This is a genomic window from Streptomyces sp. NPDC048650 (assembly GCF_043199095.1).
Taxonomy (GTDB): Bacteria; Actinomycetota; Actinomycetes; order Streptomycetales; family Streptomycetaceae; genus Streptomyces.
On record NZ_JBICVM010000006.1, the window covers coordinates 1 to 21,467 of the forward strand.

The following is a 21,467-nucleotide window of genomic DNA, read 5'->3' on the forward strand; positions in this document are numbered from 1 at the left end:
GCCCCCGCCCCGCCGGGGGGGGCCGCCGCGGGGGGGGGGGGGGGGGGGGGGGGGGGGGGGGGGGGGGGGGGGGGGGGGGGGGGGGGGGGGGGGGGGGGGGGGGAGGGCGGATGGCTAGCGCCTTCGTGCCCGTGCCCCCGGCCCCGCCCCCACCCCACCCACACCCCCCAGCCCTCATGCCCACACCCACACCCGCACCCCCAGCACGCAGCCCACCCCTTGCCCTCACCCCCGGTCATCCGGCACTCACGAGCGGACGCCCCGGGCCCCCACCGGCCCACATCGCAAACGCAGTACGGGCTCGTGCCACGTCTCCCGTGGTCTTCGACTCGACCATGCGGTCCGTGGGTCCGTGGGTCCGCAACCCACGCGGCCCGCCCGGCCTGCGCGCCGGCCTGCGTCAGCCCCACCCACACCCCACGGCCCGCCCCGAAGCCGGCCCGCCCTCTCACTGCGCACGCCGGGTCGCGTCCGACCCGACGCCCGTTGCCATGCGGCTCCCGGCCCGACACCTCCCACCGCGGACCGGCGTGCCAATCCCACGTCATAGGAACTCCGGAGGCTCCTGCCTGCTCAGCCCCTCGCTCAGCCCGGCCACCTCCGCCTGCTCAGACCCCCATGTCAGCCGCTACTCGACCGCTCTTGACCGCCGCCACAAGGTCCGCGTGATCCGCTTCCATACGGTCCGCATACGCCACCGCGAACGCCGCTATCGCCTCGTCCAGTGCCTCCCCCTTGCCGCAGTACCCGGCCACCAGCCACGGGTCCACGCTGTGCGCATGCGCCCGCGCGAGGAGAGCGCCGGTCATCCGTGCGTAGTCGTCCATCTGGTCTTCGGTCAGCTGCGCCGGGTCCACGCTTCCCTTGCGGTTGCGGAACTGCCGGACCTGGAAGGGCACCCCGTCCGATCTTCCGCTCCCCGGTATGTCCTGCACCCTTGTCCAGCCCAGCAGCACGTCGCTCACGACCTGCATCTGGCGTTGTCCACGGACCACCCGACGGCCCTCGTGCGTGACCGACGGCACCGCAAAACCGGCCTTCTCCACGAAGGGCGCCAGCACCGAGGCGCGCGCCTCCTTCACCTGGAGCACCAACGGCTCGCCCCGGTGATCAAGGAGCAGCACCACGTACGAACGGAGCCCCACGCTGCCGGTCCCGACCACCCGGAAGGCCACGTCGTGCACGGTGTACCTGGCGAGCAGCGGCAGCCGGTCCTCGGGGAGCGTTTCCAGATAGTCGGTGAGTGAGGAGGCCACCGCCGCCGCTTCCGCGTCCGGCACCCGCCGCAGCACCGGCGGCGCGTCCACGAACCGCAGTCCGCCGTCCGGCCCCTGCTCGGTGGCCTTCGCCGCGAACCGTGCGCTGGTGTTCTTACGTGCCTTGGCTGAGACCCGCTCCAGCGTCCCCAGCAAGTCCCGGGCGTCGGCATGCGAGACGAGTTCCTCGTCCGCGATCGCGTTCCACGCCTCTATGACCGGCAACTTCGCCAGCAGCCGCATCGTGCGCCGGTACGCGCCCACCGCGTCCTGCGCCGCCTTTCGGCAGCCGTCCTCATCGACGCCCGCCTCCCGTCCCGCCAGGACCAGTGAGACCGCGAGCCGCTTCACATCCCATTCCCACGGGCCGTGCAGGGTCTCGTCGAAGTCGTTGAGATCGATGACGAGGCCGCCGCGCGCGTCACCGTAGAGCCCGAAGTTGGCGGCGTGGGCGTCACCACAGATCTGCGCGCCGATGCCGGTGACCGGGCCGGCGGCGAGGTCGTAGGCCATCAGGCCGGCTGAGCCGCGAAGAAAGGCGAAGGGGCTGGCGGCCATCCGTCCGACCCGTATCGGCGTCAGCTCCGGCAGCCGTCCGGCATTGGACTCCTCGACTGCCGCCACCGCGTCCGGCCGCCCGACCGGGGCCGGCAGCTCGGCCTGCTCGGAGCGGCGCAGCCGCTCCCGCAACGCGCGGCCGACGGCCTTGGGCGATTCCTCCTGCCCGTCCGTCTTCGCGAACCCCGGTACGTACGGCACACGCGACATCACGCGCCACCTCCCCCTTCACGGCCTGCGTCCATCCGGCCCGACCGGCCGGTTCCTTGCGTTCGTCCATGACCGTACCGACAAGGGGCAGGAGACGGCAGGGCCTGTGGATAACTCTCCAAGGAGGGTGCTCGGAGAAGGCTGTTGAGCGAGCCGGACGAGGCGCGACGCCATCGAAGCAAGAGGTCAGAAAGCCGGCACGGGGCAGTTCCAGGGAGGAGCGGACGAGGCTCGGAGCGGAAGCAGCGGACGCCCCGACGGAGCGAAAACCGGGGACGCCCCGGGCAACGCCAGGCGTGCGGCCGCCAACCCGATGCCGGACGCCAACTCGATGCGGGCCGCCAACTCGATGCGGGCCGCTGCCCGGAGCTACACCCCCACAGCCTCCTCCATCTCCTCCTCCGACTCAGCCGACCCCTCCATCTGCCCCGACTGCCGTGTCTGCCCTGTCTGCCCTGTCTGCCCTGTCTGCCCTGTCTGCCCCGACTGTTCCATCCGCCGCCGCTGTTCCGTCTCTTGCCTGGCGGCCCGCTCGGGCACCGTGGCCGCCACGGCGGCCGCCGCCACCGCCGCGGCATTGGCGGCCGAGGTCGCCTCGTCCGTACGCCGCTTCCTCTCGGCCAGGCCCGCCACGCCGACCATCAGCAGGCCGACGACCAGCCATCCGGCCAGCGTCCATATGTGTCCGGCCAAGCCGTGGTCGGCGAAGTAGACCTGGCTGCGGGTGCCCTCGACGAAGCCGGCGCCGTTCCAGAACGAGTGCAGCGCGGCGAAGAAGCCGTTCTGCATCTCGGGGCGGAAGATCCCGCCGGAGGAGGTGAAGTTGAGCATCACGAACAGCGCCATCACCCCGAGCGTGGTCCAGCGCTTGAGGAAGGTGTGCAGACCGGTGCCGATCAGCAGGATGCCTGCGGAGTACAGCCAGCCCATTCCCCACACGCCCCACAGGCCGTGGTCGACGAGGTGGAAGACCGGACCGGCGAACGCCGTCCCGATGAGGCCGACCACGAAGGACGTGCCGACCGCCAGCGCCGCGCGCAGCCGCAGCGGCAGTACGGCTCCGGCGCCGCCGATCACCGCGACCGAGGCGTAGGAGCCGATGCTGATCGCGACCAGCAGGAAGAAGATGCCCTGGCCGGTCGGATCGTCCTTGGCGGTCGGTGCCACGTCGGTCACCTTGAGCGGGGCGCCCTGTTGTGCGGCGAGCGGGGTGAAGATCTTCTGCACCACGGACGCGCTGGTGTCGGATCCCGCGGTCGCGACGAGCAGTTCGGGACCGGAGTCCCGCGCGTCACCGGTCGCGCCGCCGGTCGCGCCGCCGGCGTCCACCTTCGCCTTCATCACATACGCGCCGAAGATGTCCTGGTGCTTGAGCTGGTCCATGGCGGCCCCCCGATCGCCGACCGTCCTCACCTCGAGGTCGCCATGTGCCTTGTCGTTGATCGACTGGGCGAGCAACTGGCTGCTCCGGCCCGACCCGACGATGGCGACGGGCAGGTGGTGCGGTGCGGGGTTCGCGAAGGCACCGAGGTACGCCAGGCCCATGCCGATGCACATCAGCAGTGGCGTGATCAGGTGCGTCAGGACGTGGCGCAGCCCGGCGGAGTTGCTGGAGCGGTGTGCGGCCGGCCGCTCCGTCCGGAGGGCGGCTCGGTCGGCGCTGCGGGGATCGTTTCGGCGGTGGTCGGGACGGTGTGCCGAACTCATGGGCGGGCCTTCTCAGCTAGTCGAGTCGGTTGGGTCGAATCCGTTGGGTCGAGTCGGTCGGGTCGAGTCGGTTGGTCATCGGTGGCATGGGCTGTCGCGAGCGGCTGCCTGCTGCCTGCTGCCTGCTGCCGACCGCTGCCATCTGCCGGAACAGCGGTCACACCGCCGTACGCCGCCGCCGTACGCCGCCGTCGTGCGCCGCTGGGAGGGGCAACGCCCGGCATCGCGCGGGGGCGGGCGACACGGCGCGGCTTGGCGAGGGCGCGGCATACCCGCCGGGAGCTGACCGGCCCAGGCAGGCCGCCCCAGGCCCACAGAGTTGGCAATTACAACCATCAACTCACGTTGTACTATACAACTACTTCGACGAAAGGCAACTCCGTGCCCCACCGCGACACGTCCGTCGAGACCATCCAGCAGGAGATGACCGCGTTCGCCAGGCGGGCCCGCGCGACCGCCGCACGGATGCATCCCGAGCTGTCGCTGGTCTCCTACACCCTGCTTGCGCACCTCGACGACCAGCACGGATGCCGCGCCACGGACCTCGCGGCGCACTACCTCCTGGACAAGTCAACGGTCAGCCGACAGATCGCCGCACTGGAGAAGCTCGGCTTCGTCGAGCGCCGCGTCGACCCCGACGACCACCGCGTCCAGGTGCTGCACCCCACACAAAAGGGCGCCGAGGTGCTCGCCAATGTCACCGCCAGTCGCCGCCAGGCGTTCCACGAGCGGCTGGCTGACTGGGACCCGGCCGACCTCGACCGCTTCGCGACGTATCTGCAGCGCTACAACGCCGCACAGGAACGACTCGGCTGACCCGCCGAACCGACCCCACCGGGCACCGACCCGCACCGCCCCACCACACTCGAGCCTCGCACCCCGGACCCCGGACCCCGGACCCCGGACCCCGGACCCCGGACTCCGGGCCCGGACCGCGAGCGCCCTACCCCCGTCCCCGCCCCCGGAAGGCGTTACTTCCGAAACCTCTCCGGGCACTGACCGCCGTCGGCGAGGTACAGCTCGGCCCATCGCGACAGCTCCTGGAGCGCGGGCTCCATCGCCAGCCCGGCCTCCGTCAGCCGGTAGGCGACGCGCAGCGGCGGCCCCGCGTCCACCTCGCGTACGACCAGACCGGTGGCCGCCAGCTCCATGAGGCGGTCGGACAGCATGCGCTCACTGATCCCGGAGATCGCCCGCCGCAGGTCGGCGAAGTGCACCGGCCCCGGCATCAGGGTGGCCACGATCAGGCCCGTCCAGCGCTTCCCGAACAGTTCGAAGACGCGCGTCATACCGACGTCGACCTGTCTGCACGTCGTCTCACTGTGGTCCGCCATGAGCCCAGGGTACCGCTTTGATGTTGGCTGCTGCAGAAAAGTAAGGAGCTGTGCTATTAATAGGGACGTACGGAATTCAACAAGTGCGCCGAGCATCGCCCGGCCGCGACCCTAAGGACCGATCCCCATGGCGACCCTCCTGCACATCGACTCCTCCGTCTTCCCCGAGGGCGGCTCCGCCTCCCGCTCGGTGACCGCCGCCTTCCGCAAGGCTTGGGAGGAGCAGCACCCCGACGGCACCGTCATCTACCGCGACCTGGGCGCAGCCCCGCTGCCGCACCTCGATGCCACCGCCGCCTCCGCCGGCTTCGCCGACCCCGCCACCCACTCCCCCGAGCAGCAGACCGCCTTCGCCGTGCGCGTCGAGCTCGCCGAGGAGCTGGAGCGGGCCGATGCGGTCCTGATAGGCGCCCCGATGTACAACTTCACGATCCCCTCCACCCTGAAGGCGTGGCTGGACCAGGTGATCATCATGGGCCGCACGTCGGGCGCCGAACCGAGCGCCAAGGGCACCCCGGTCACCGTCGTGGCCAGCCGTGGCGGTTCCTACGCGCCGGGCACCCCCCGCGAGGAGTTCGAGTACGTGCAGAACTACCTCCAGGCGGTCCTGGGGGCCGGCCTGGGCCTCGACGTCGACTTCATCGTCCCCGAGCTGACGATGGCGCCCGTGAACCCGGCGATGGCCGACCTCGTCCCGAAGTACGAGATCTCCCGTGACAAGGCCCACGAGGACGCGGCGACCAAGGCCAAGGCCCTCGTCGAGCGCTTCACCGCCTGAAACCGTCACCGGAAACCGGCAAACCGCAATCCGACCGCCTGTCGCCTGCCGCTGCCGCCAACCACCAAGCGCCAAGCGCCAACCGGCGATGGGGCCCGGGCCCCGGGCCCAGACGGCCGCCCCACGTCGGCCCGCCCCGGCGCCCGGGTCGACAGACAGCCTCCCGGAGCACGCGGTGAGGGTGGGGGGTGACGACCGCGCCGCCCCCCCACTCCCACTCCCACCCCACTCCCACCCCCACCACACCCTCGGCCGGAAGGCTCACCCCGGCCCTATCCCAGCCCCTACCCCAGCCCCTGCCCCGGTGCCCGCCCCACGGCCACCGTCACCAGTGCCCCCGCCGCGAGCGCGCCGCCCAGCCACATCACACCGGTGGCACCCCAGCCGTCCGCCGCCCGGCCGCCGACCAGCGCGCCCAGCGCGATGGCACCGTTGAAGACCGCGACGAAGAGGCCGGAGGCCGCCTCCCCGGCGTCCGGTGCGGCGGCCATCAGCCAGGTCTGTGTGGCGACCGAGACACCCCCGTAGGCCAGCCCCCACAGGGCCACGACGAGCCCCGCCCCGGGCACCCCCGCGCCGCGCCCCAGCACCGGCAGCAGCAGCACGGCCACCGCCAGCACCGCGCAGATCACCAGCAGCGTGGCCCGCGGTGCGCGCGCCGCGCCGGCGCCGGCCACGAAGTTCCCGATGAGCCCGGCGACACCGAAGGCCAGCAGCAGCGTGCCGATCTGGCCGGCGCCGGCCCCGGCCACCTCTTCCAGCACCGGCCGCACATAGGTGTACGCGCCGAAATGCCCCGTCACCAGCAGGGCCACCAGCAGCAGTCCGGTGCGCACCGACGCCCGGCGGAAGAGCGTCAGCACCCCGCCCAGCCGTACCGCCCCGGTGGCCGGCAGCGGCGGCAGCAGTACGGCGATCGCCACGGCCACCGCGGCACAGACCGCGGCCACCGCCGTGAACGACGCACGCCAGCCGCCCAGTTCACCCACGAACGTCCCGGTCGGCACTCCGAGCACGGATGCCGCAGCGACTCCGCTGAACACCAGGGAGGTGGCCGCCGCCACCCGCCGCTCCGGCACCAGCCGCACCGCCAGCCCCGCCGCTATCGCCCAGACACCGCCCATCCCCACGCCCACCAGCACGCGCGCCGCCAAGAGCACCGCGACGTCGTGCGCGGCGGACGCGAGCAGGTTCGCCACCGCCAGCGTCGCCATCAGGGCGATCAGCACCGCCCGCCGGTCCAGCCGCCCCACCAGCCAGGTCACCAGCGGCGCCGCCACCGCCGCGACCAGCCCGGTGGCGGTCACCGTCAGACCCGCCGTCCCGTCAGAGATCGCCAGGTCCCGGCCGATCGGCGTCAGCAGCCCCACGGGCAGCATCTCCGACGTCACCACGGTGAACGTCCCGGCCGCCAGCGCACCCACGGCGGGCCAGCCGCCCCGCGCACACCCCAACCCCCTTGGCCGCGCGTCCCGTTCGACCGCCCGGCCCGTATCCTCCGTCTGCGTCATGCCCCCAGCCAACTCGCCCGCCGAGCCGGGAACAACGGCGAAGTCCTCAGCCTTCCATGAGCAGGACTCATCGACCGGACCCCCGGCCCGTCCGCCACCGAAGGACCCCATGACGCCATGCCCCCCGAGCGGCCCCCGCACGCCCGTCCCCGGCCTCGAACTCCGTGAGCTGGAGTGCTTCCTCGCGCTCTCCGAGGAACTCCACTTCGGCCGCACCGGGAAGCGCCTGTACGTCTCCCAGAGCCGCGTCAGCCAGCTGCTGAGCGCCCTGGAGTCCCGCATAGGTGCCCGCCTGGTCGAGCGCAGCAGCCGCCGCGTGCGCCTCACCCCGCTCGGCGAGGAGTTCCGTACGTCCCTGCGCCCCGCCTACGACGCGCTGCACGCCGCCGTCGGGTCCGCGCATGCGGCCGCCCGTGGCATCGAAGGACGGCTGACGATCGGCTTCCAGGGCACCGCGGACGAGGGGATCATGCGGGCGATCGACGCCTTCCACGCCCGCCACCCGGGCTGCGACACCGAGATCGTCGAAATACCCCTCTGCGACCCCTTCGGCGCGCTGCGCAGCGGCGCGGTCGATGTCGCCGTCACCCTGCTCCCCGTTGCCGAGCCGGATCTCGCCCTCGGTCCGGTCTTCGCCGCCCAGCCGCAGACCCTGGCCCTGTCCGTACGCCATCCTCTGGCGGCCAGGGAGCACCTCACCGCCGAGGATCTCGCCGAGGTCGCCCTGATCTCCCCGCACGCGCCCGCGCCCGCCTACTGGCGCGCGGCCCAGGCCCCCACGGCGACGCCCGCGGGCCGCCCGATACCCGCCGGCGCCGGCGTCAGCACCCTGCAGGAGGGCCTCACCCTCGCCGCGGCCGGCCGCGGCGGCATGCTGCTCTGCCGCCCCACCGCCGGCTATCACGGCCGTGGCGACCTCGCCTTCGTCCCCGTCATCGGCCTCCCGGACTCCGTCTTGGGCCTCGTCCACCACCCGGCCCGTGAGACGGCACGCATCCGCGCCTTCCGCGCGATCGTGACGGAGACCACACGCAGTCCGCAGACCCCGCGCCCCACGAACGACATGAACGCCCCACGCACCGTGGACGACTGGGATGTGATGAGCACCGCGCAGGCCCAAGGCTCCGCCGGCTCCGCCCTCGCCTGACGAGCCCCCACCGAACCGCTCGCCGCGCCCGTACCCGCGCCTGTGCCTGTGCCTGTGCCGCACATAACAGGTGACATACCCGACAACAAAAGACCCCCGGTCTCCGGATTTCTCCGGAGACCGGGGGTCTCATCTGTGCGCGAGGGGGGAGTTGAACCCCCACGCCCTTTCGGGCACTGGAACCTGAATCCAGCGCGTCTGCCTATTCCGCCACCCGCGCATGGGTGCTGCCGGTTGATTCTCTCACGTGATCCGGGCTGTTCCGTCCGGGTCTTGTTCGAGCGCCTGCCGACATCCAGAAGATTAGCACGGTGTTGAGGGTGCCTTCACACGCCTTTCCCCCAGTCCCCGCAGGTGCGGTCGCCGCCGGGCCGCCGGCCGCTCTCACCCGGGCATTCGCCGAGCACGCCCCCCAGGGTTCACACTCGCGGTGTCCGCCGCCGGGGGAAGCCACTCCCGGCGGGACGCACCGGGGCCGTGCCCCGGGGCGTGGCCGGAAGGGCGCTTCACCCCCGCCCGGCCGGACGGCTCGGCGGTTGCGGGACACTGTGTGGGGGGCACATCTACGATCGCAGTGCTTGAAGGCGGGCAGAGAGACAGGCAAGGTCCGGGCAACCCTGTGAGGGGCGACACTCGTCCTCCCAGCGGGAAAGGGGAACCAGCCGATTTCCCGACGCGTGGATACGATCAGTAAGCAGTATCAGGACGACCCGATCAGGCCGACCCAGACGAAGGCTGAGGAAGGAGGTGCCCCGTGGGAGTACTGAAGCGTTTCGAGCAGCGTCTCGAAGGTCTCGTCAACGGCACCTTCGCCAAGGTGTTCAAGTCCGAGGTGCAGCCCGTTGAGATCGCCGGCGCGCTGCAGCGTGAGTGCGACAACAACGCCACCATCTGGAACCGCGACCGCACGGTCGTCCCCAACGACTTCATCGTCGAGCTGAGCACGCCCGACTTCGAGCGGCTCAGCCCGTACAGCGGCCAGCTCGGCGACGAGCTCTCCAGCATGGTCCGCGACTACGCCAAGCAGCAGCGGTACACCTTCATGGGCCCGATCAAGGTTCATCTGGAGAAGGCCGACGATCTCGACACCGGCCTGTACCGCGTCCGCAGCCGTACGCTCGCCTCCAGCACATCCCAGGAGCCGGAACAGGCGGCCGGACAGCGCGCTCCCGCGGCGCCGCGGGGCGGTCAGCCCGGCGGCGGCCACGTGGCCGCGCCACCCATGCCGTCGTCCCCGCCTCCCGGCGGCGCACAGCCCGTACCCCGTGCGGCACCGCCCGGTGCAGGACCGCAGCCCCATGCGCAGACCCGGCGCTGGATCGAGATCAACGGCACCCGCCACCAGATCTCGCGACCGACGCTTGTGCTGGGCCGCAGCACCGACGCCGACGTACGGATCGACGACCCGGGTGTCTCCCGGCGTCACTGTGAGATCCGGGTCGGAACGCCCCCCACGATCCAGGATCTGGGTTCCACGAACGGCATCGTGGTAGACGGGCAGCACACCACTCGCGCTAGTCTCCGCGACGGCTCACGAATCGTCGTGGGCAGTACCACCATCGTTTACCGGCAAGCCGAAGGGTGAAGCGGGGGCAATGTCAGAGCTGACCCTCACGGTCATGCGGTTGGGTTTCCTCGCCGTACTGTGGCTGTTCGTCATCGTGGCCGTTCAGGTCATCCGCAGCGATCTGTTCGGCACGCGCGTCACACAGCGCGGTGCCGCGCGGCGCGGCGGGCAGGAGCAGCGCGCGCAGCGGCAGGCCGCCGCGCCGCAGCAGCAACAACCGCGCCGCCAGGAGGGCGGCCGGGGCAACAACCGCCAGCGCCGTGGAGCGCCCACCAAGCTGGTGGTCTCCGAGGGGTCGCTGACCGGCACCACCGTCGCCCTCCAGGGCCAGACGATTTCGCTGGGCCGTGCCCACGACTCCACGATCGTGCTGGACGACGACTACGCGTCCAGCAGGCATGCCAGGATCTACCCGGACCGTGACGGCCAGTGGATCGTCGAGGATCTCGGTTCCACCAACGGCACGTACCTGGACCGGACCCGACTGACGACCCCGACACCGATTCCGCTGGGAGCCCCGATCCGCATCGGCAAGACCGTCATCGAGCTGCGGAAGTAGTACGACAATGAGCGAGCGGAGCGAGCGAACCGAGGCGGTCCACTCGACGGACCCGGGTGTGCTCCCGACCGGAGGGTGGGCAGTGTGGCTCGAGGAGATCGGCCGTACCCCGAACCGACGGGTGAGGTGCGCATGAGTCTGTCACTGCGCTTCGCCGCCGGATCGCACAAGGGCATGATCCGCGAGGGCAACGAGGACTCCGGTTACGCCGGGCCACGTCTGCTGGCCATCGCCGACGGCATGGGCGGTCAGGCCGCCGGTGAGGTCGCCTCGTCCGAGGTGATCTCCACTCTCGTCCAGCTCGACGACGACGTTCCGGGTTCGGACATCCTCACCTCGCTCGGCACCGCCGTGCAGCGTGCCAACGATCAGCTCCGGGTGATGGTCGAGGAGGATCCCCAGCTGGAGGGCATGGGCACGACGCTCACCGCCCTGCTGTGGACGGGACAGCGGCTCGGCCTCGTCCACGTCGGTGACTCGCGCGCGTATCTGCTGCGCGACGGCGCACTGACGCAGATCACGCAGGACCACACCTGGGTGCAGCGGCTCGTCGACGAGGGCCGGATCACGGAGGAGGAAGCCACCACCCATCCGCAGCGGTCGCTGCTGATGCGGGCGCTGGGCAGCGGTGATCATGTCGAGCCCGATCTGTCGATCCGCGAGGTGCGGGCCGGCGACCGGTATCTGATCTGCTCGGACGGGCTGTCCGGGGTGGTCAGCCACCAGACGCTGGAAGAGACCCTCGCCAGTTACCACGGGCCGCACGAGACGGTGCAGGAGCTGATTCAGCTCGCGCTGCGCGGCGGCGGGCCCGACAACATCACCTGCATCGTCGCCGACGTCCTGGACGTGGACGGCTCGGACACGATGGCCGGGCAGCTCAACGACACCCCGGTGATCGTCGGTGCCGTCGCCGAGAACCAGAACCAGCTCAGCGACCCGAGCACCCTGCAGACGCCCGCCGCCCGCGCCGCCGAGCTGGGCCGCCGGGACGGCACCCCGACACCTCCGGGAGGCACCTTCGGTCCGCCCGGCAGCGGTGGCCCGGAGGTCGGAGGCCCACCGCAGGGGTCCTTCGGGGCATTCACCGACGAGGACTTCCTCAAGCCGCAGCGGCGAGGGAAGTGGCTCAAGCGGTCGCTGTTCATCGCGCTCGCGCTGGTCGTGGTCGGCGGCGGGCTCTACGGCGGCTACCGCTGGACGCAGACCCAGTACTTCGTCGGCGCCAAGGACAATCATGTGGCGCTGTACCGCGGCATCAGCCAGGACCTGGCGTGGATCTCGCTGAACGACGTGGACGAAGACCACCCCGAGATCGAACTCAAGTACCTACCGGTCTATCAGCGCAACCAGGTCAAGGCGACGATCCCGGTCGACACCCGTGTCCAGGCGGGCGAGAAGGTCACCGAGCTCGGCAAGCAGGCCAACGCCTGTCTGGCCAAGGAGCAGCGGGAGGCCGCCGCCGAGGAAGCGGCCCGCAACAAGGGCCGGGGACAGGCCGGCGGTACGTCGGGTGGCAAGACCGGTTCGGGTGGCAAGACCGGCTCGGCCGGCAGCACCCCGAAGCCCGGCGGCACCTCGAAGCCCGGCAGCACCACCAAGCCCGGCACGACCGACAAGACGAAGTCGGGCAGCAGTGTGCCCGACGCGCTCTCTGCGTCCGGCTCTCCCACACCCACCACCAGCCAGGCCCCCTCCGAGGAGCAGCAGAAGCTGGAAAAGAATTGCAGCACCCAGCAGTGAGGGCGTAGGGGGCCGGAGATCTCATGAGCAGTACCACCAACACCACGACCATCGGCACCATCGGAGCCCCGAGCCGCCGCAACACCGAGCTGGCCATGCTCGTCTTCGCGGTGATCATCCCGGTGTTCGCGTACATCAACGTCGGGCTGGCCAAGGAGGAGTCCGTCCCCGCGGGCGTGCTCGGCTACGCGCTGGGCCTCGGCCTGCTGGCAGGGGTGGCGCACCTGGTCGTGCGCAAGTGGGCGCCGTACGCGGACCCGCTGATGCTCCCGATCGCCACTCTGCTGAACGGTCTCGGCCTGGTCTTCATCTGGCGCCTGGACCAGGAGCCGCAGATCAGCACCCCCCAGCTGGGCGGCGCGATGGCACCCGGGCAGCTGATGTGGTCGACGCTGGGTGTCGCGCTCTTCCTCGGCGTTCTGATCTTCCTCAAGGACCACCGTGTCCTGCAGCGCTACACCTACATCTCGATGGTGGTCGCGCTGGTCCTGCTGATTTCGCCGATCTTCTTCCCGGCCCGCTTCGGCGCGCGCATCTGGATCACCATTCCCGGCGTCGGTTCGCTGCAGCCGGGTGAGTTCGCGAAGATCATCATCGCGATCTTCTTCGCGGGCTATCTGATGGTGAAGCGGGACGCGCTGGCGCTGGCCAGCCGCCGTTTCATGGGGCTGTACCTCCCGCGTGGCCGCGACCTCGGCCCGATCCTGGTCATCTGGGCGCTGAGCCTGATGATCCTCGTCTTCGAGACCGACCTGGGCACCTCGCTGCTCTTCTTCGGCCTCTTCGTGATCATGCTGTACGTCGCCACCGAGCGCACCAGCTGGATCGTCTTCGGTCTGCTGCTCAGCGGCGGCGGCGCGGTCGCCGTGGCCACCTTCGAGTCGCACGTGAAGGTCCGCGTCCACAACTGGCTCAACCCGCTGGAGCTGCTCAACGGCGGTGTCACCGAGACCGCGCAGGCGATGTACTCCTTCGGCTCCGGCGGCATCCTCGGTTCGGGCCTGGGACAGGGCTACTCCCGTCTCATCGGAGGTATCGCGCCGAAGAGCGACTACATCCTCGCCACCGTCGGCGAGGAGATCGGCCTGGCCGGGCTGATGGCCATCCTGCTGCTGTACGGCCTGCTCATCGAGCGCGGTATCCGTACGGCGCTGGCCGCACGTGACCCGTTCGGCAAGCTGCTGGCGATCGGTCTGTCGGGCGCCTTCGCGCTGCAGGTCTTCGTCGTCGCCGGCGGTGTGACGGGCCTGATCCCGCTGACGGGTATGACGATGCCGTTCCTCGCCCAGGGTGGTTCGTCCGTGATCGCGAACTGGGCGCTGGTCGCGATCCTGCTGCGGATCAGCGACACCGCGCGCCGGCCCGCTCCGGCGCCCGCCCCCTCCACCGACGCCGAGATGACCCAGGTGGTCCGCCCGTGAACAAGCCCCTGCGCCGGGTCGCGATCTTTTGCGGCCTACTCGTCCTCGCCCTGCTGGTCCGCGTCAACTGGGTGCAGTTCGTCCAGGGCGACGAGCTCAAGAACGATGCGCACAACCGCCGGGTGGCCATCGAGCGCTACAGCACGCCGCGCGGCGACATCATCGTCGACGGCAAGGCGGTCACCGGGTCGGCGACGACCGACAGTGGCGACTTCAAGTACAAGCGGACGTACAAGAACGGCAAGATGTGGGCGCCGGTCACCGGCTATGCCTCGCAGGCCTTCGACGCCAACCAGCTGGAGAAGCTGAACGACGGCATCCTCTCCGGCAGCGACGACAAGCTCTTCTTCAGCCGCACGGTCGACATGTTCACCGGCGGCAAGCAGAAGGGCGGCAACGTCGTGACCACGCTGGACGCCAAGGCCCAGAAGGCGGCCTTCGACGGGCTGAAGGGCAAGAAGGGCGCGGTCGCCGCGATCAACCCGGAGACCGGCGGGATCCTGGCGCTGGCCAGCACCCCCTCGTACGACCCCTCGACGTTCGCGGGCAACACCGACAAGGACGCCAAGGCGTACAACGCGCTGCAGAAGAAGAACGACTCGGACGAGCCGATGCTCAACCGGGCACTGCGCCAGACCTACCCGCCCGGCTCCACCTTCAAGGTCGTCACGGCCTCGGCGGCGCTGGAGAACGGCCTCTACGACGACGTCGACTCCAAGACGCGTTCGCCGCTGCCGTACACGCTTCCCGACACCTCGGGCATCGAGCTGAAGAACGAAGGCAACATCCCGTGCGAGAACGCCAGCCTGCGTGAGGCACTGCGGCTGTCCTGCAACACGGTCTTCGGCAAGATCAGCGCCGATCTGGGCAACAAGAAGATGAAGACCGAGGCGGAGAAGTTCGGCTTCAACAACTCGCAGATCGACACTCCGGTCCGGGCCGCGGAGAGCATCTTCCCCTCGGACAACCGGCCGCAGAACGCGATGGCGGGCATCGGCCAGGCGTCCAACCGCGCCACGCCGCTGCAGATGGCCATGGTCGCCTCGGCCGTCGCCAACGGCGGCAAGCTGATGAAGCCGTACATGGTCGAGCAGCTGGAAGCCCCGAACCTCAATGTGGTGCAGAAGCACACGCCGCAGGTGATGAGCAACCCGCTCTCGCCGGAGAACGCGCAGAAGGTCCAGAGCATCATGGAGACCGTCGTCAAGACGGGCACGGGGCAGAGCGCGCAGATCCCCGACGTCACCGTCGGCGGCAAGACCGGCACGGCCCAGCACGGCGAGAACAACAAGGACAACCCGTACGCCTGGTTCATCTCCTACGCGAAGACCGCCAAGGGCACTCCCGTGGCGGTCGCGGTGGTGATTGAGGGATCCGACACACTCCGCAATGACATCGCCGGCGGCAAGCTCGCAGCTCCGGTCGCCAAGAGCGTCATGGAGGCGGTACTCGAGAGCAACAAGTGACGCGGGTCGTGCCAATACCGGTCGGATATCAGGTTGCGGCAGCGACCCGGTCCGGCACGGCGCGCCGGGTACCGTATGCCCGGACAGCACACCGCCGGACCACACACGGGTGCGGTCAGGACTGACGGAGAGGGCTGGAGAAGCTTATGGAAGAGCCGCGTCGCCTCGGCGGCCGGTACGAGCTGGGGTCGGTGCTCGGCCGTGGTGGCATGGCGGAGGTCTACCTCGCCCATGACACCCGTCTGGGCCGCACCGTCGCTGTGAAGACGCTGCGGGTGGACCTCGCCCGTGATCCGTCCTTCCAGGCCCGGTTCCGCCGTGAGGCCCAGTCGGCCGCCTCGCTGAACCATCCGTCGATCGTCGCCGTGTACGACACCGGCGAGGACTACGTCGACGGGGTCTCGATCCCGTACATCGTCATGGAGTACGTCGACGGCTCGACCCTTCGTGAGCTGCTGCACTCCGGCCGGAAGCTGCTGCCCGAGCGTTCGCTGGAGATGACGACCGGCGTGCTCCAGGCGCTGGAGTACTCCCACCGGGCCGGCATCGTCCACCGTGACATCAAGCCGGCCAACGTCATGCTGACGCGCACCGGCCAGGTCAAGGTCATGGACTTCGGTATCGCCCGCGCCATGGGTGACTCCGGGATGACGATGACGCAGACCGCGGCGGTCATCGGCACCGCTCAGTACCTCTCACCGGAGCAGGCCAAGGGCGAGCAGGTCGATGCGCGCTCCGACCTGTACTCCACGGGCTGTCTGCTGTACGAACTGCTCACCGTACGGCCGCCGTTCATCGGTGACTCGCCGGTCGCGGTGGCGTATCAGCACGTGCGGGAAGAGCCGCAGAAGCCGAGCAACTTCGATCCCGAGATCACGCCGGACATGGATGCGATCGTCCTCAAGGCGCTGGTCAAGGATCCGGACTACCGCTATCAGTCGGCCGACGAGATGCGTGCCGACATCGAGGCGGCGCTGGACGGCCAGCCGGTCGCGGCGGCCTCCGCGATGGGTGCGGGCGGCTTCGACCAGGACCAGCCGACCACGATGCTGCGTCCGCAGGACGGCGGTCCGAAGACTTCGATGCTGCCGCCGATGAACCCCGACGACGGGGGCTACGGCTATGACGACCGCGCCGAGCGGCGGCGGGGCGGCGGCCAGAAGAAGAGCCACACCTCGACGATCCTGCTGGTCCTCGCGGCCGTTCTCGTCCTGGTCGGTGCGATCTTCATCGGCCGGGCGATGTTCGGCGGCAAGACCACCAATGGCAAGCAAGAGGTGATGAACCTCACTGGCAGGACGCAGGACGAAGCCGAGAGATTGGGGAAAAACGGCGACTTCAAGGTTGCCGTGGGCGGCCGAAAGGCCTGCACCAACGTCAAGAAGAGGCAGATCACCTCGCAGAGCCCGGAACCCGGCAAGGACATCGACAAGAACGACACGGTGACCGTGGTCCTGTGCACGGGGCCCGCCAAGGTGACCGTCCCCGACGTCACCAATTTCTCCTTCGAGAAGGCGCGGGAGGAGCTCAGGAACAAGGGCTTCACCAACGTCCGCAAGGAATTCAAGGTCTCGGACCGTACGCCCGGCGTCGTCCTCGAGCAGGACCCCGCGGCACAGAGCGAGGCGACCAAGGACTCCCACATCACGCTGACGGTCGCGCAGGAGCCCGAGAAGGTCGATGTCCCGAGCGTCGTGGACAAGAGCTTCGAAGAGGCCCAGAAGCAGCTGCGAGACCTGGGCTTCGAGGTCACCAAGACCGAGCAGGACGCCCCCGACCCGACCAAGGTCGGCAAGGTGCTCACACAGAGCCCGGAGGCCGGCACCAAGGCCAAGCCGAAATCGACCATCAATCTGACGGTCGGCAAGGCCTCCGCGCAGACGCCGGTGCCCAACGTCGTCGGTCAGAAGGTGAAGGACGCGAAGCAGACGCTGCAGCAGGCGGGCTTCAACAACATCCAGTTCGCCGACGGCAGTCAGCAGGACGACAACGCCCTGGTGATCACGCAGGACCCGGCGGCAAGCACCCCGTCCGACCCCGCGAACACGACCGTGAATCTGACCACCGCGGGTGGCGGGGACAACGGTAACGGGGGCAACGACGGCGGCGGCATCTTCGGCGGTGCCTTCGGCGGGCACTAGCGGCCCCGCAGAGTCGTACGACTGAGCCCCGGCCGCCCTTGAGAGGGCGGCCGGGGCTCAGTCGTACCTGGGCCCGGTGCTCGGCCCGGCGCCGGGACCTAGCGGAGTTCCTTGGGCGGTGTGCGGTCCGCGTCGACCTTCTCGGTGCGCTCCAGCTCGCCCCACACGACGTAGCGGTAGTTCGAGGTGTAGACCGGGGTGCAGGTCGTCAGCGTGATGTAGCGGCCGGCCTTCTGCTTGCCGGACTCCTTGGGGATGTCGTCGAGGACGTCCACGTTGTACTTCGAGGTCTGGCTGAGCACGGCGTAGACCTTGTAGATGTACCAGGTGTCCCGGGTCTCGAAGACGATCGGGTCGCCGTCCTTGAGCTTGTCGATGTTGTGGAACTTCGCGCCGTGGCCGTCGCGGTGGGCGGCGAGCGTGAAGTTGCCCTTCTCGTCCTTCGGCAGCTCCGACTTGGTCGGCTTGGTGTAGTAGCCGGCCACACCCTCGTTGAGGATCCGGGCGTTGGTGCCCTTCTCCACCAGCACCTCGCCGGCATCCATGGCCGGGACGTGCAGGAAGCCGATGCCGTCCTTGGTGTCCAGCTCGCCGGGTCCCTTGGGGCCGCTGTGGCCGCCCGCGGCCCAGTGATCGCGTACCGCGTCGCCCTGCTTATGGGCCTCGCGGTCGGCAAGGACGTTGGTCCACCACAACGAGTAGGCGACGAACAAGCCGAGGACCACTCCGGCCGTGATCAATAGCTCACCGATGACGCTGACGACCGAGGCGACGATCCGTCGTCCGCGACGCGACTTCGGGGGCGGCTCGGAGGGGTCGGTGTCCCCGTCGTGGTCGGTCGCAGTCACCGCGTCATACCCCTCTTACGTTCGTTCAGCCGGTGAGCGCTTTCGGTTCGCCCTTGCTCCGCGGTCGCTCGTCGACCATCTTGCCCCAGACGATCATCCGATAGGTACTGGTGAATTCCGGGGTGCAGGTCGTCAGCGTGATGTAGCGTCCGGGGCCGGTGAATCCCGAGCCGGGCGGCACGGGGCCGATCACGCTGGTGTTGCTCGGTGAGGTCTGCGGAAGGATGCTCTCCATCTCGTACGTGTAGTACGCGCTCTGAGTCTCGACCACGATCTTGTCGCCCTTGGTGAGCTTGTTGATGTAACGAAACGGCTCGCCGTGAGTGTTGCGATGGGCTGCCACCGAGAAGTTGCCCTTCTTGTCCCAAGGCATCGCCGTCTTGATCCCGCTGCTCTTGTCGTAGTGGCCGACCATGCCGTGATCGAGCACGTTGTGCTTGTCGATGCCCTCCGCTATCGGCGCCTTCACATCGAGCTTCGGGATGTACATGATGCCGAAGCGCTCACCGGCCGCGAGGTTCTTCTTTTCGCCGCCGCCCTTTTGCCACTCGTGCTGGAGGGTGGTGGTGGCGCCGCCGGCCTCCTCGCCGGCCATCACATTCGTCCACCACAGCTGGTACGTGACGAACAGCAGCATCAGGACGCCGAGGCTGATGAACACCTCGCCCACCGCGCGACTGACGATCAGGCTGAGGCTCTCCTTGGCGGCTCGTGCGGCGCGGCGGGCCTCCAGCCGGGAGGTGGGGGCGGGAGGCGGTTCGGCGGCGACGGAGGTGGCGGCGGAGGTGGCGGCGGAGGTGGCCTTGGCGGCCGCCGAACCGGCACCGCCGTGCCGGGCACGTCTGCCGCCCCGTTTGGCGGCCTCCTGTGCAGCCTTACGCCGCGCCGCACGGCCACCGGACGCAGGCGGCGCGTCTGTTTCACGTGAAACGTCGCCACTGCCCGTTGTTTCACGTGAAACAACGGCGCCGTCACGACCCGCGCCCGGCTCCTCGGCCTGGCGAAGCGCCATGGTCTCGTCGTCCGTCTGCGTCCCGGCGAGGGGCGGGGGTACCGGAGCGGGGGCCGGGGGCCGGGGCGCCGCGTACGGCTTGCGCATCGGCTCGGCGGCCGTGCCGGATTCCTGTCCGGTTCCGTGACCGGTCCCGTCGCCATGTCCCGGAGCGTGGCCGTGGGCGGTCGGCTCGGGGCCGAAGTTGCGGGGCCAGTGGGACGCGGCCCCATAGGAGCCCGGCCGGGGGCCGGGCAGGGGGACCGGTGGGCCGGGGTGCTCGTCTTCGCGTTGCGGCCGGAACCAGGGTGAGCCGTCGCTCGCGGCGTGCCGGCCCGCCGTGTCGTTCGCGGCGTGGCGGGCCGGCCGCTCGGGCCTCTCGTACGCTCCGGGTTCGGGCGCCGGTGTCGCCTGGCCCGGCAGCGGATCGTTCAGCGGGTCGTCGAGCTGCCCGACGGCCGCCTCGAACGCGTCGGGGTGGCCGTACGGCTCCGACGGGCCGTAGGGATCCTGCGGCCCGTCGGGCTGCTCGGACGCATACGGCTGGGCCGGGTCGTACGGCTCGTAGGGTCTCTCCTCACGCTCGGGGCGCAGGGCCGTCACCCTCCGGCCTTGCCGACCACCGGGGCCAGCCCCGTGGAGCGCTGCACAGCCTCCTCGTCGCCGCATTCCACGAGCCAGTTGGCCAGCATCCTGTGTCCCCACTCCGTCAGGACCGACTCGGGGTGGAACTGCACGCCCTCCACCGGAAGTTCACGGTGCCGCAGGCCCATGGGGATCCGTCCGCCGGGGGCGTCCGTGGACTCGGTCCAGGCCGTGACGGTCAGTTCGTCGGGGACGGTGTCGGGTTCGACGGCCAGGGAGTGGTAGCGCGTGGCCGTGAAGGGGGAGGGCAGACCGGAGAACACCCCGGCGCCCTCGTGGGTGACGAGCGAGGTCTTGCCGTGCAGAAGCTCGGGTGCCCGGTCCACCACGCCGCCGTAGGCGACCGCCATCGATTGCATGCCCAGACAGACGCCGAACACCGGGACCCCGGTTTCGGCGCAGTGACGGACCATGTCGACGCAGACGCCGGCCTGCTCGGGCGTCCCGGGCCCGGGCGAGAGCAGGACGCCGTCGAAGCCGTCCTGGGCATGCCGCGGCGCGACCTCGTCGTTGCGCAGTACCTCGCACTCGGCACCGAGCTGGTAGAGGTACTGGACGAGGTTGAAGACGAAGCTGTCGTAGTTGTCGACGACGAGAATCCGTGCGGTCATCGGAGTGCCGCCATCCCTTCATTGACCGTGACGTCGTTGAAGGGGAGCAGCGGCTCCGCCCACGGAAAGACGTACTGGAAGAGCACGAAGACGACCGCCAGCACCAGCATCAGTGAAATCAGCGCCTTCACCCATGCGTTGCCCGGCAGATGCCGCCAGATCCAGCCGTACATGCGCTCGCTGTCCCCTTGCCGATGCCGATGACGATGTCGATTGCCCCACCAGACTAAGGGGCGAGGGTGGGCGCAGGGGGTCAGCCGGTCAAAGCCGACGGCCTTCCCTGTTCGACGGGTTGGGTGGCGTCCAGGTGTGCCCAGGCGATCAGCCGGTGGCTGTGGCCCCATTCCGGCTCGCAGGTGGTCAGTGTGAGATAGCGTCCCGGGCCGTTGTAGCCGGACCGTGCCGGTACGGGGTCGATGACGCCGGTGTCGCCGGGCAGCGTCGTGTAGGGCCGGTTGTCGATGCGGTAGGTGAACCAGGTGGTGCCGTCGGTCAGGACCACGGCGTCGCCGGGGCGCAGCCGGGGGAAGTCCTTGAAGGGGTCTCCGTAGGTGCGGCGGTGTCCGGCGACGGCGAAGTTGCCGACCCGGCCGAGCCGCGCGGTGCGGTCGTAGTGGCCCAGGCCGCGTTTGAGGGTGTCGGTGGCGGTGCCCTCCAGGACGGGTTTGGCCCAGTCCGCGCCGAGGCGCGGGATGTACATCACGGCGAAGGAGGAGCCCGCTTCGTAGCGGCGGGGCGGCTTGGCGCGGGTGGGTGCGGGGGCGCTGTCGTGGGAGGCGATCGGGCCGGTCGACCACTGTTCCTGGAGTCTGGCGATCTCGCCGTCCATCGTGCTGTCGGCCCGGACACCGGTCCAGAAGAGCACGTAGACGACGAAGAGCACGATGAGGGTGCCGGCGGTGACGCAGGTTTCGCTGAGTGCCCGTACGATCCACCGCACCGTGCTCCGGCTCCGCAGCGTCATTCGGCCCCGC

At 70.0% G+C, this 21,467-nt stretch carries 18 protein-coding genes and 1 tRNA gene; 9 read left to right on the plus strand and 10 right to left on the minus strand.

Going from position 1 to position 21,467, the window contains the following annotated elements; translation table 11 throughout:
- Positions 1-608: 608 nt before the first annotated feature.
- Entirely contained in the window at positions 609-2,024 is a 1,416-nt protein-coding gene (locus ACGFML_RS17895; protein WP_393544713.1) for a DUF2252 domain-containing protein, read from the minus strand.
- Positions 2,025-2,393: 369 nt separating this feature from the next.
- A complete protein-coding gene (locus ACGFML_RS17900) occupies positions 2,394-3,731 on the minus strand; it encodes an ABC transporter permease (RefSeq protein WP_393544715.1) in 1,338 nt (445 codons plus the stop codon).
- A gap of 381 nt (positions 3,732-4,112) precedes the next feature.
- Here ACGFML_RS17900 and ACGFML_RS17905 point away from each other — a divergent pair, with 381 nt between their 5' ends.
- Positions 4,113-4,547: a MarR family winged helix-turn-helix transcriptional regulator gene (locus ACGFML_RS17905; RefSeq protein WP_393544717.1), complete on the plus strand. Its 435-nt coding sequence runs from the start codon at positions 4,113-4,115 to the stop codon at positions 4,545-4,547.
- Positions 4,548-4,702: 155 nt separating this feature from the next.
- Here the strand turns inward: ACGFML_RS17905 and ACGFML_RS17910 are convergent, their stop codons facing one another.
- A complete protein-coding gene (locus tag ACGFML_RS17910) occupies positions 4,703-5,065 on the minus strand; it encodes a winged helix-turn-helix transcriptional regulator (protein WP_393544718.1) in 363 nt (120 codons plus the stop codon).
- Positions 5,066-5,192: 127 nt separating this feature from the next.
- Between ACGFML_RS17910 and ACGFML_RS17915 the strand changes: the two genes are divergently transcribed.
- The gene (locus tag ACGFML_RS17915; protein WP_393544720.1) at positions 5,193-5,843 is read left to right on the plus strand and encodes an FMN-dependent NADH-azoreductase; all 651 of its coding nucleotides are present in this window, start codon (positions 5,193-5,195) and stop codon (positions 5,841-5,843) included.
- 284 nt (positions 5,844-6,127) lie between these two features.
- Here ACGFML_RS17915 and ACGFML_RS17920 read toward each other — a convergent pair whose 3' ends face one another.
- On the minus strand, positions 6,128-7,354 hold the full coding sequence (locus ACGFML_RS17920; protein ID WP_393544721.1) for an MFS transporter: 1,227 nt from the start codon (positions 7,352-7,354) through the stop codon (positions 6,128-6,130).
- A gap of 109 nt (positions 7,355-7,463) precedes the next feature.
- On the opposite strand from ACGFML_RS17920, the gene ACGFML_RS17925 reads away from it, so the two are divergent.
- Entirely contained in the window at positions 7,464-8,501 is a 1,038-nt protein-coding gene (locus tag ACGFML_RS17925; RefSeq protein WP_393544723.1) for a LysR family transcriptional regulator, read from the plus strand.
- Positions 8,502-8,637: 136 nt separating this feature from the next.
- Here ACGFML_RS17925 and ACGFML_RS17930 read toward each other — a convergent pair.
- A tRNA-Leu gene (locus ACGFML_RS17930) sits at positions 8,638-8,721 on the minus strand.
- Between the two features lie 534 nt (positions 8,722-9,255).
- On the opposite strand from ACGFML_RS17930, the gene ACGFML_RS17935 reads away from it, so the two are divergent.
- From ACGFML_RS17935 to pknB, 6 genes are all read left to right on the plus strand, one after another.
- A complete protein-coding gene (locus ACGFML_RS17935) occupies positions 9,256-10,086 on the plus strand; it encodes an FhaA domain-containing protein (protein ID WP_393544725.1) in 831 nt (276 codons plus the stop codon).
- 10 nt (positions 10,087-10,096) lie between these two features.
- A complete protein-coding gene (locus ACGFML_RS17940) occupies positions 10,097-10,627 on the plus strand; it encodes an FHA domain-containing protein (RefSeq protein WP_393544727.1) in 531 nt (176 codons plus the stop codon).
- Positions 10,628-10,759: 132 nt separating this feature from the next.
- Positions 10,760-12,370, plus strand: a complete 1,611-nt coding sequence (locus ACGFML_RS17945) for a PP2C family protein-serine/threonine phosphatase (RefSeq protein WP_393544728.1) — start codon at positions 10,760-10,762, stop codon at positions 12,368-12,370.
- Positions 12,371-12,393: 23 nt separating this feature from the next.
- Positions 12,394-13,791, plus strand: a complete 1,398-nt coding sequence (locus tag ACGFML_RS17950; protein WP_393544730.1) for an FtsW/RodA/SpoVE family cell cycle protein — start codon at positions 12,394-12,396, stop codon at positions 13,789-13,791.
- Complete coding sequence (locus tag ACGFML_RS17955; RefSeq protein WP_393544732.1) at positions 13,788-15,257, plus strand: peptidoglycan D,D-transpeptidase FtsI family protein; 1,470 nt, start codon at positions 13,788-13,790, stop codon at positions 15,255-15,257. Before ACGFML_RS17950 ends, ACGFML_RS17955 begins: the two co-directional genes overlap by 4 nt.
- Positions 15,258-15,403: 146 nt before the next feature.
- Positions 15,404-17,398 carry a Stk1 family PASTA domain-containing Ser/Thr kinase gene (pknB, locus tag ACGFML_RS17960; protein ID WP_393544734.1) on the plus strand — a complete coding sequence of 665 codons (1,995 nt, stop codon included), beginning with the start codon at positions 15,404-15,406 and terminating at the stop codon, positions 17,396-17,398.
- Between the two features lie 98 nt (positions 17,399-17,496).
- On the opposite strand, the gene ACGFML_RS17965 is transcribed toward pknB, so the two are convergent.
- The 5 genes from ACGFML_RS17965 to ACGFML_RS17985 all read right to left on the minus strand — a co-directional run bounded on the left by ACGFML_RS17965 (position 17,497) and on the right by ACGFML_RS17985 (position 21,457).
- Positions 17,497-18,246 (minus strand): class E sortase, encoded by a 750-nt coding sequence (locus ACGFML_RS17965; protein WP_393544735.1) that lies wholly within the window; start codon positions 18,244-18,246, stop codon positions 17,497-17,499.
- Positions 18,247-18,271: 25 nt separating this feature from the next.
- Complete coding sequence (locus tag ACGFML_RS17970) at positions 18,272-19,840, minus strand: class E sortase (protein WP_393544737.1); 1,569 nt, start codon at positions 19,838-19,840, stop codon at positions 18,272-18,274.
- Positions 19,837-20,493, minus strand: coding sequence for an aminodeoxychorismate/anthranilate synthase component II (locus tag ACGFML_RS17975; RefSeq protein WP_393544738.1), 657 nt, complete (start codon positions 20,491-20,493; stop codon positions 19,837-19,839). Before ACGFML_RS17975 ends, ACGFML_RS17970 begins: the two co-directional genes overlap by 4 nt.
- The gene (locus ACGFML_RS17980; protein WP_393544740.1) at positions 20,490-20,666 is read right to left on the minus strand and encodes a hypothetical protein; all 177 of its coding nucleotides are present in this window, start codon (positions 20,664-20,666) and stop codon (positions 20,490-20,492) included. The genes ACGFML_RS17975 and ACGFML_RS17980 overlap by 4 nt, the downstream gene beginning before the upstream one ends.
- A gap of 80 nt (positions 20,667-20,746) precedes the next feature.
- On the minus strand, positions 20,747-21,457 hold the full coding sequence (locus tag ACGFML_RS17985; protein WP_393544742.1) for a class E sortase: 711 nt from the start codon (positions 21,455-21,457) through the stop codon (positions 20,747-20,749).
- Positions 21,458-21,467: the final 10 nt, after the last annotated feature.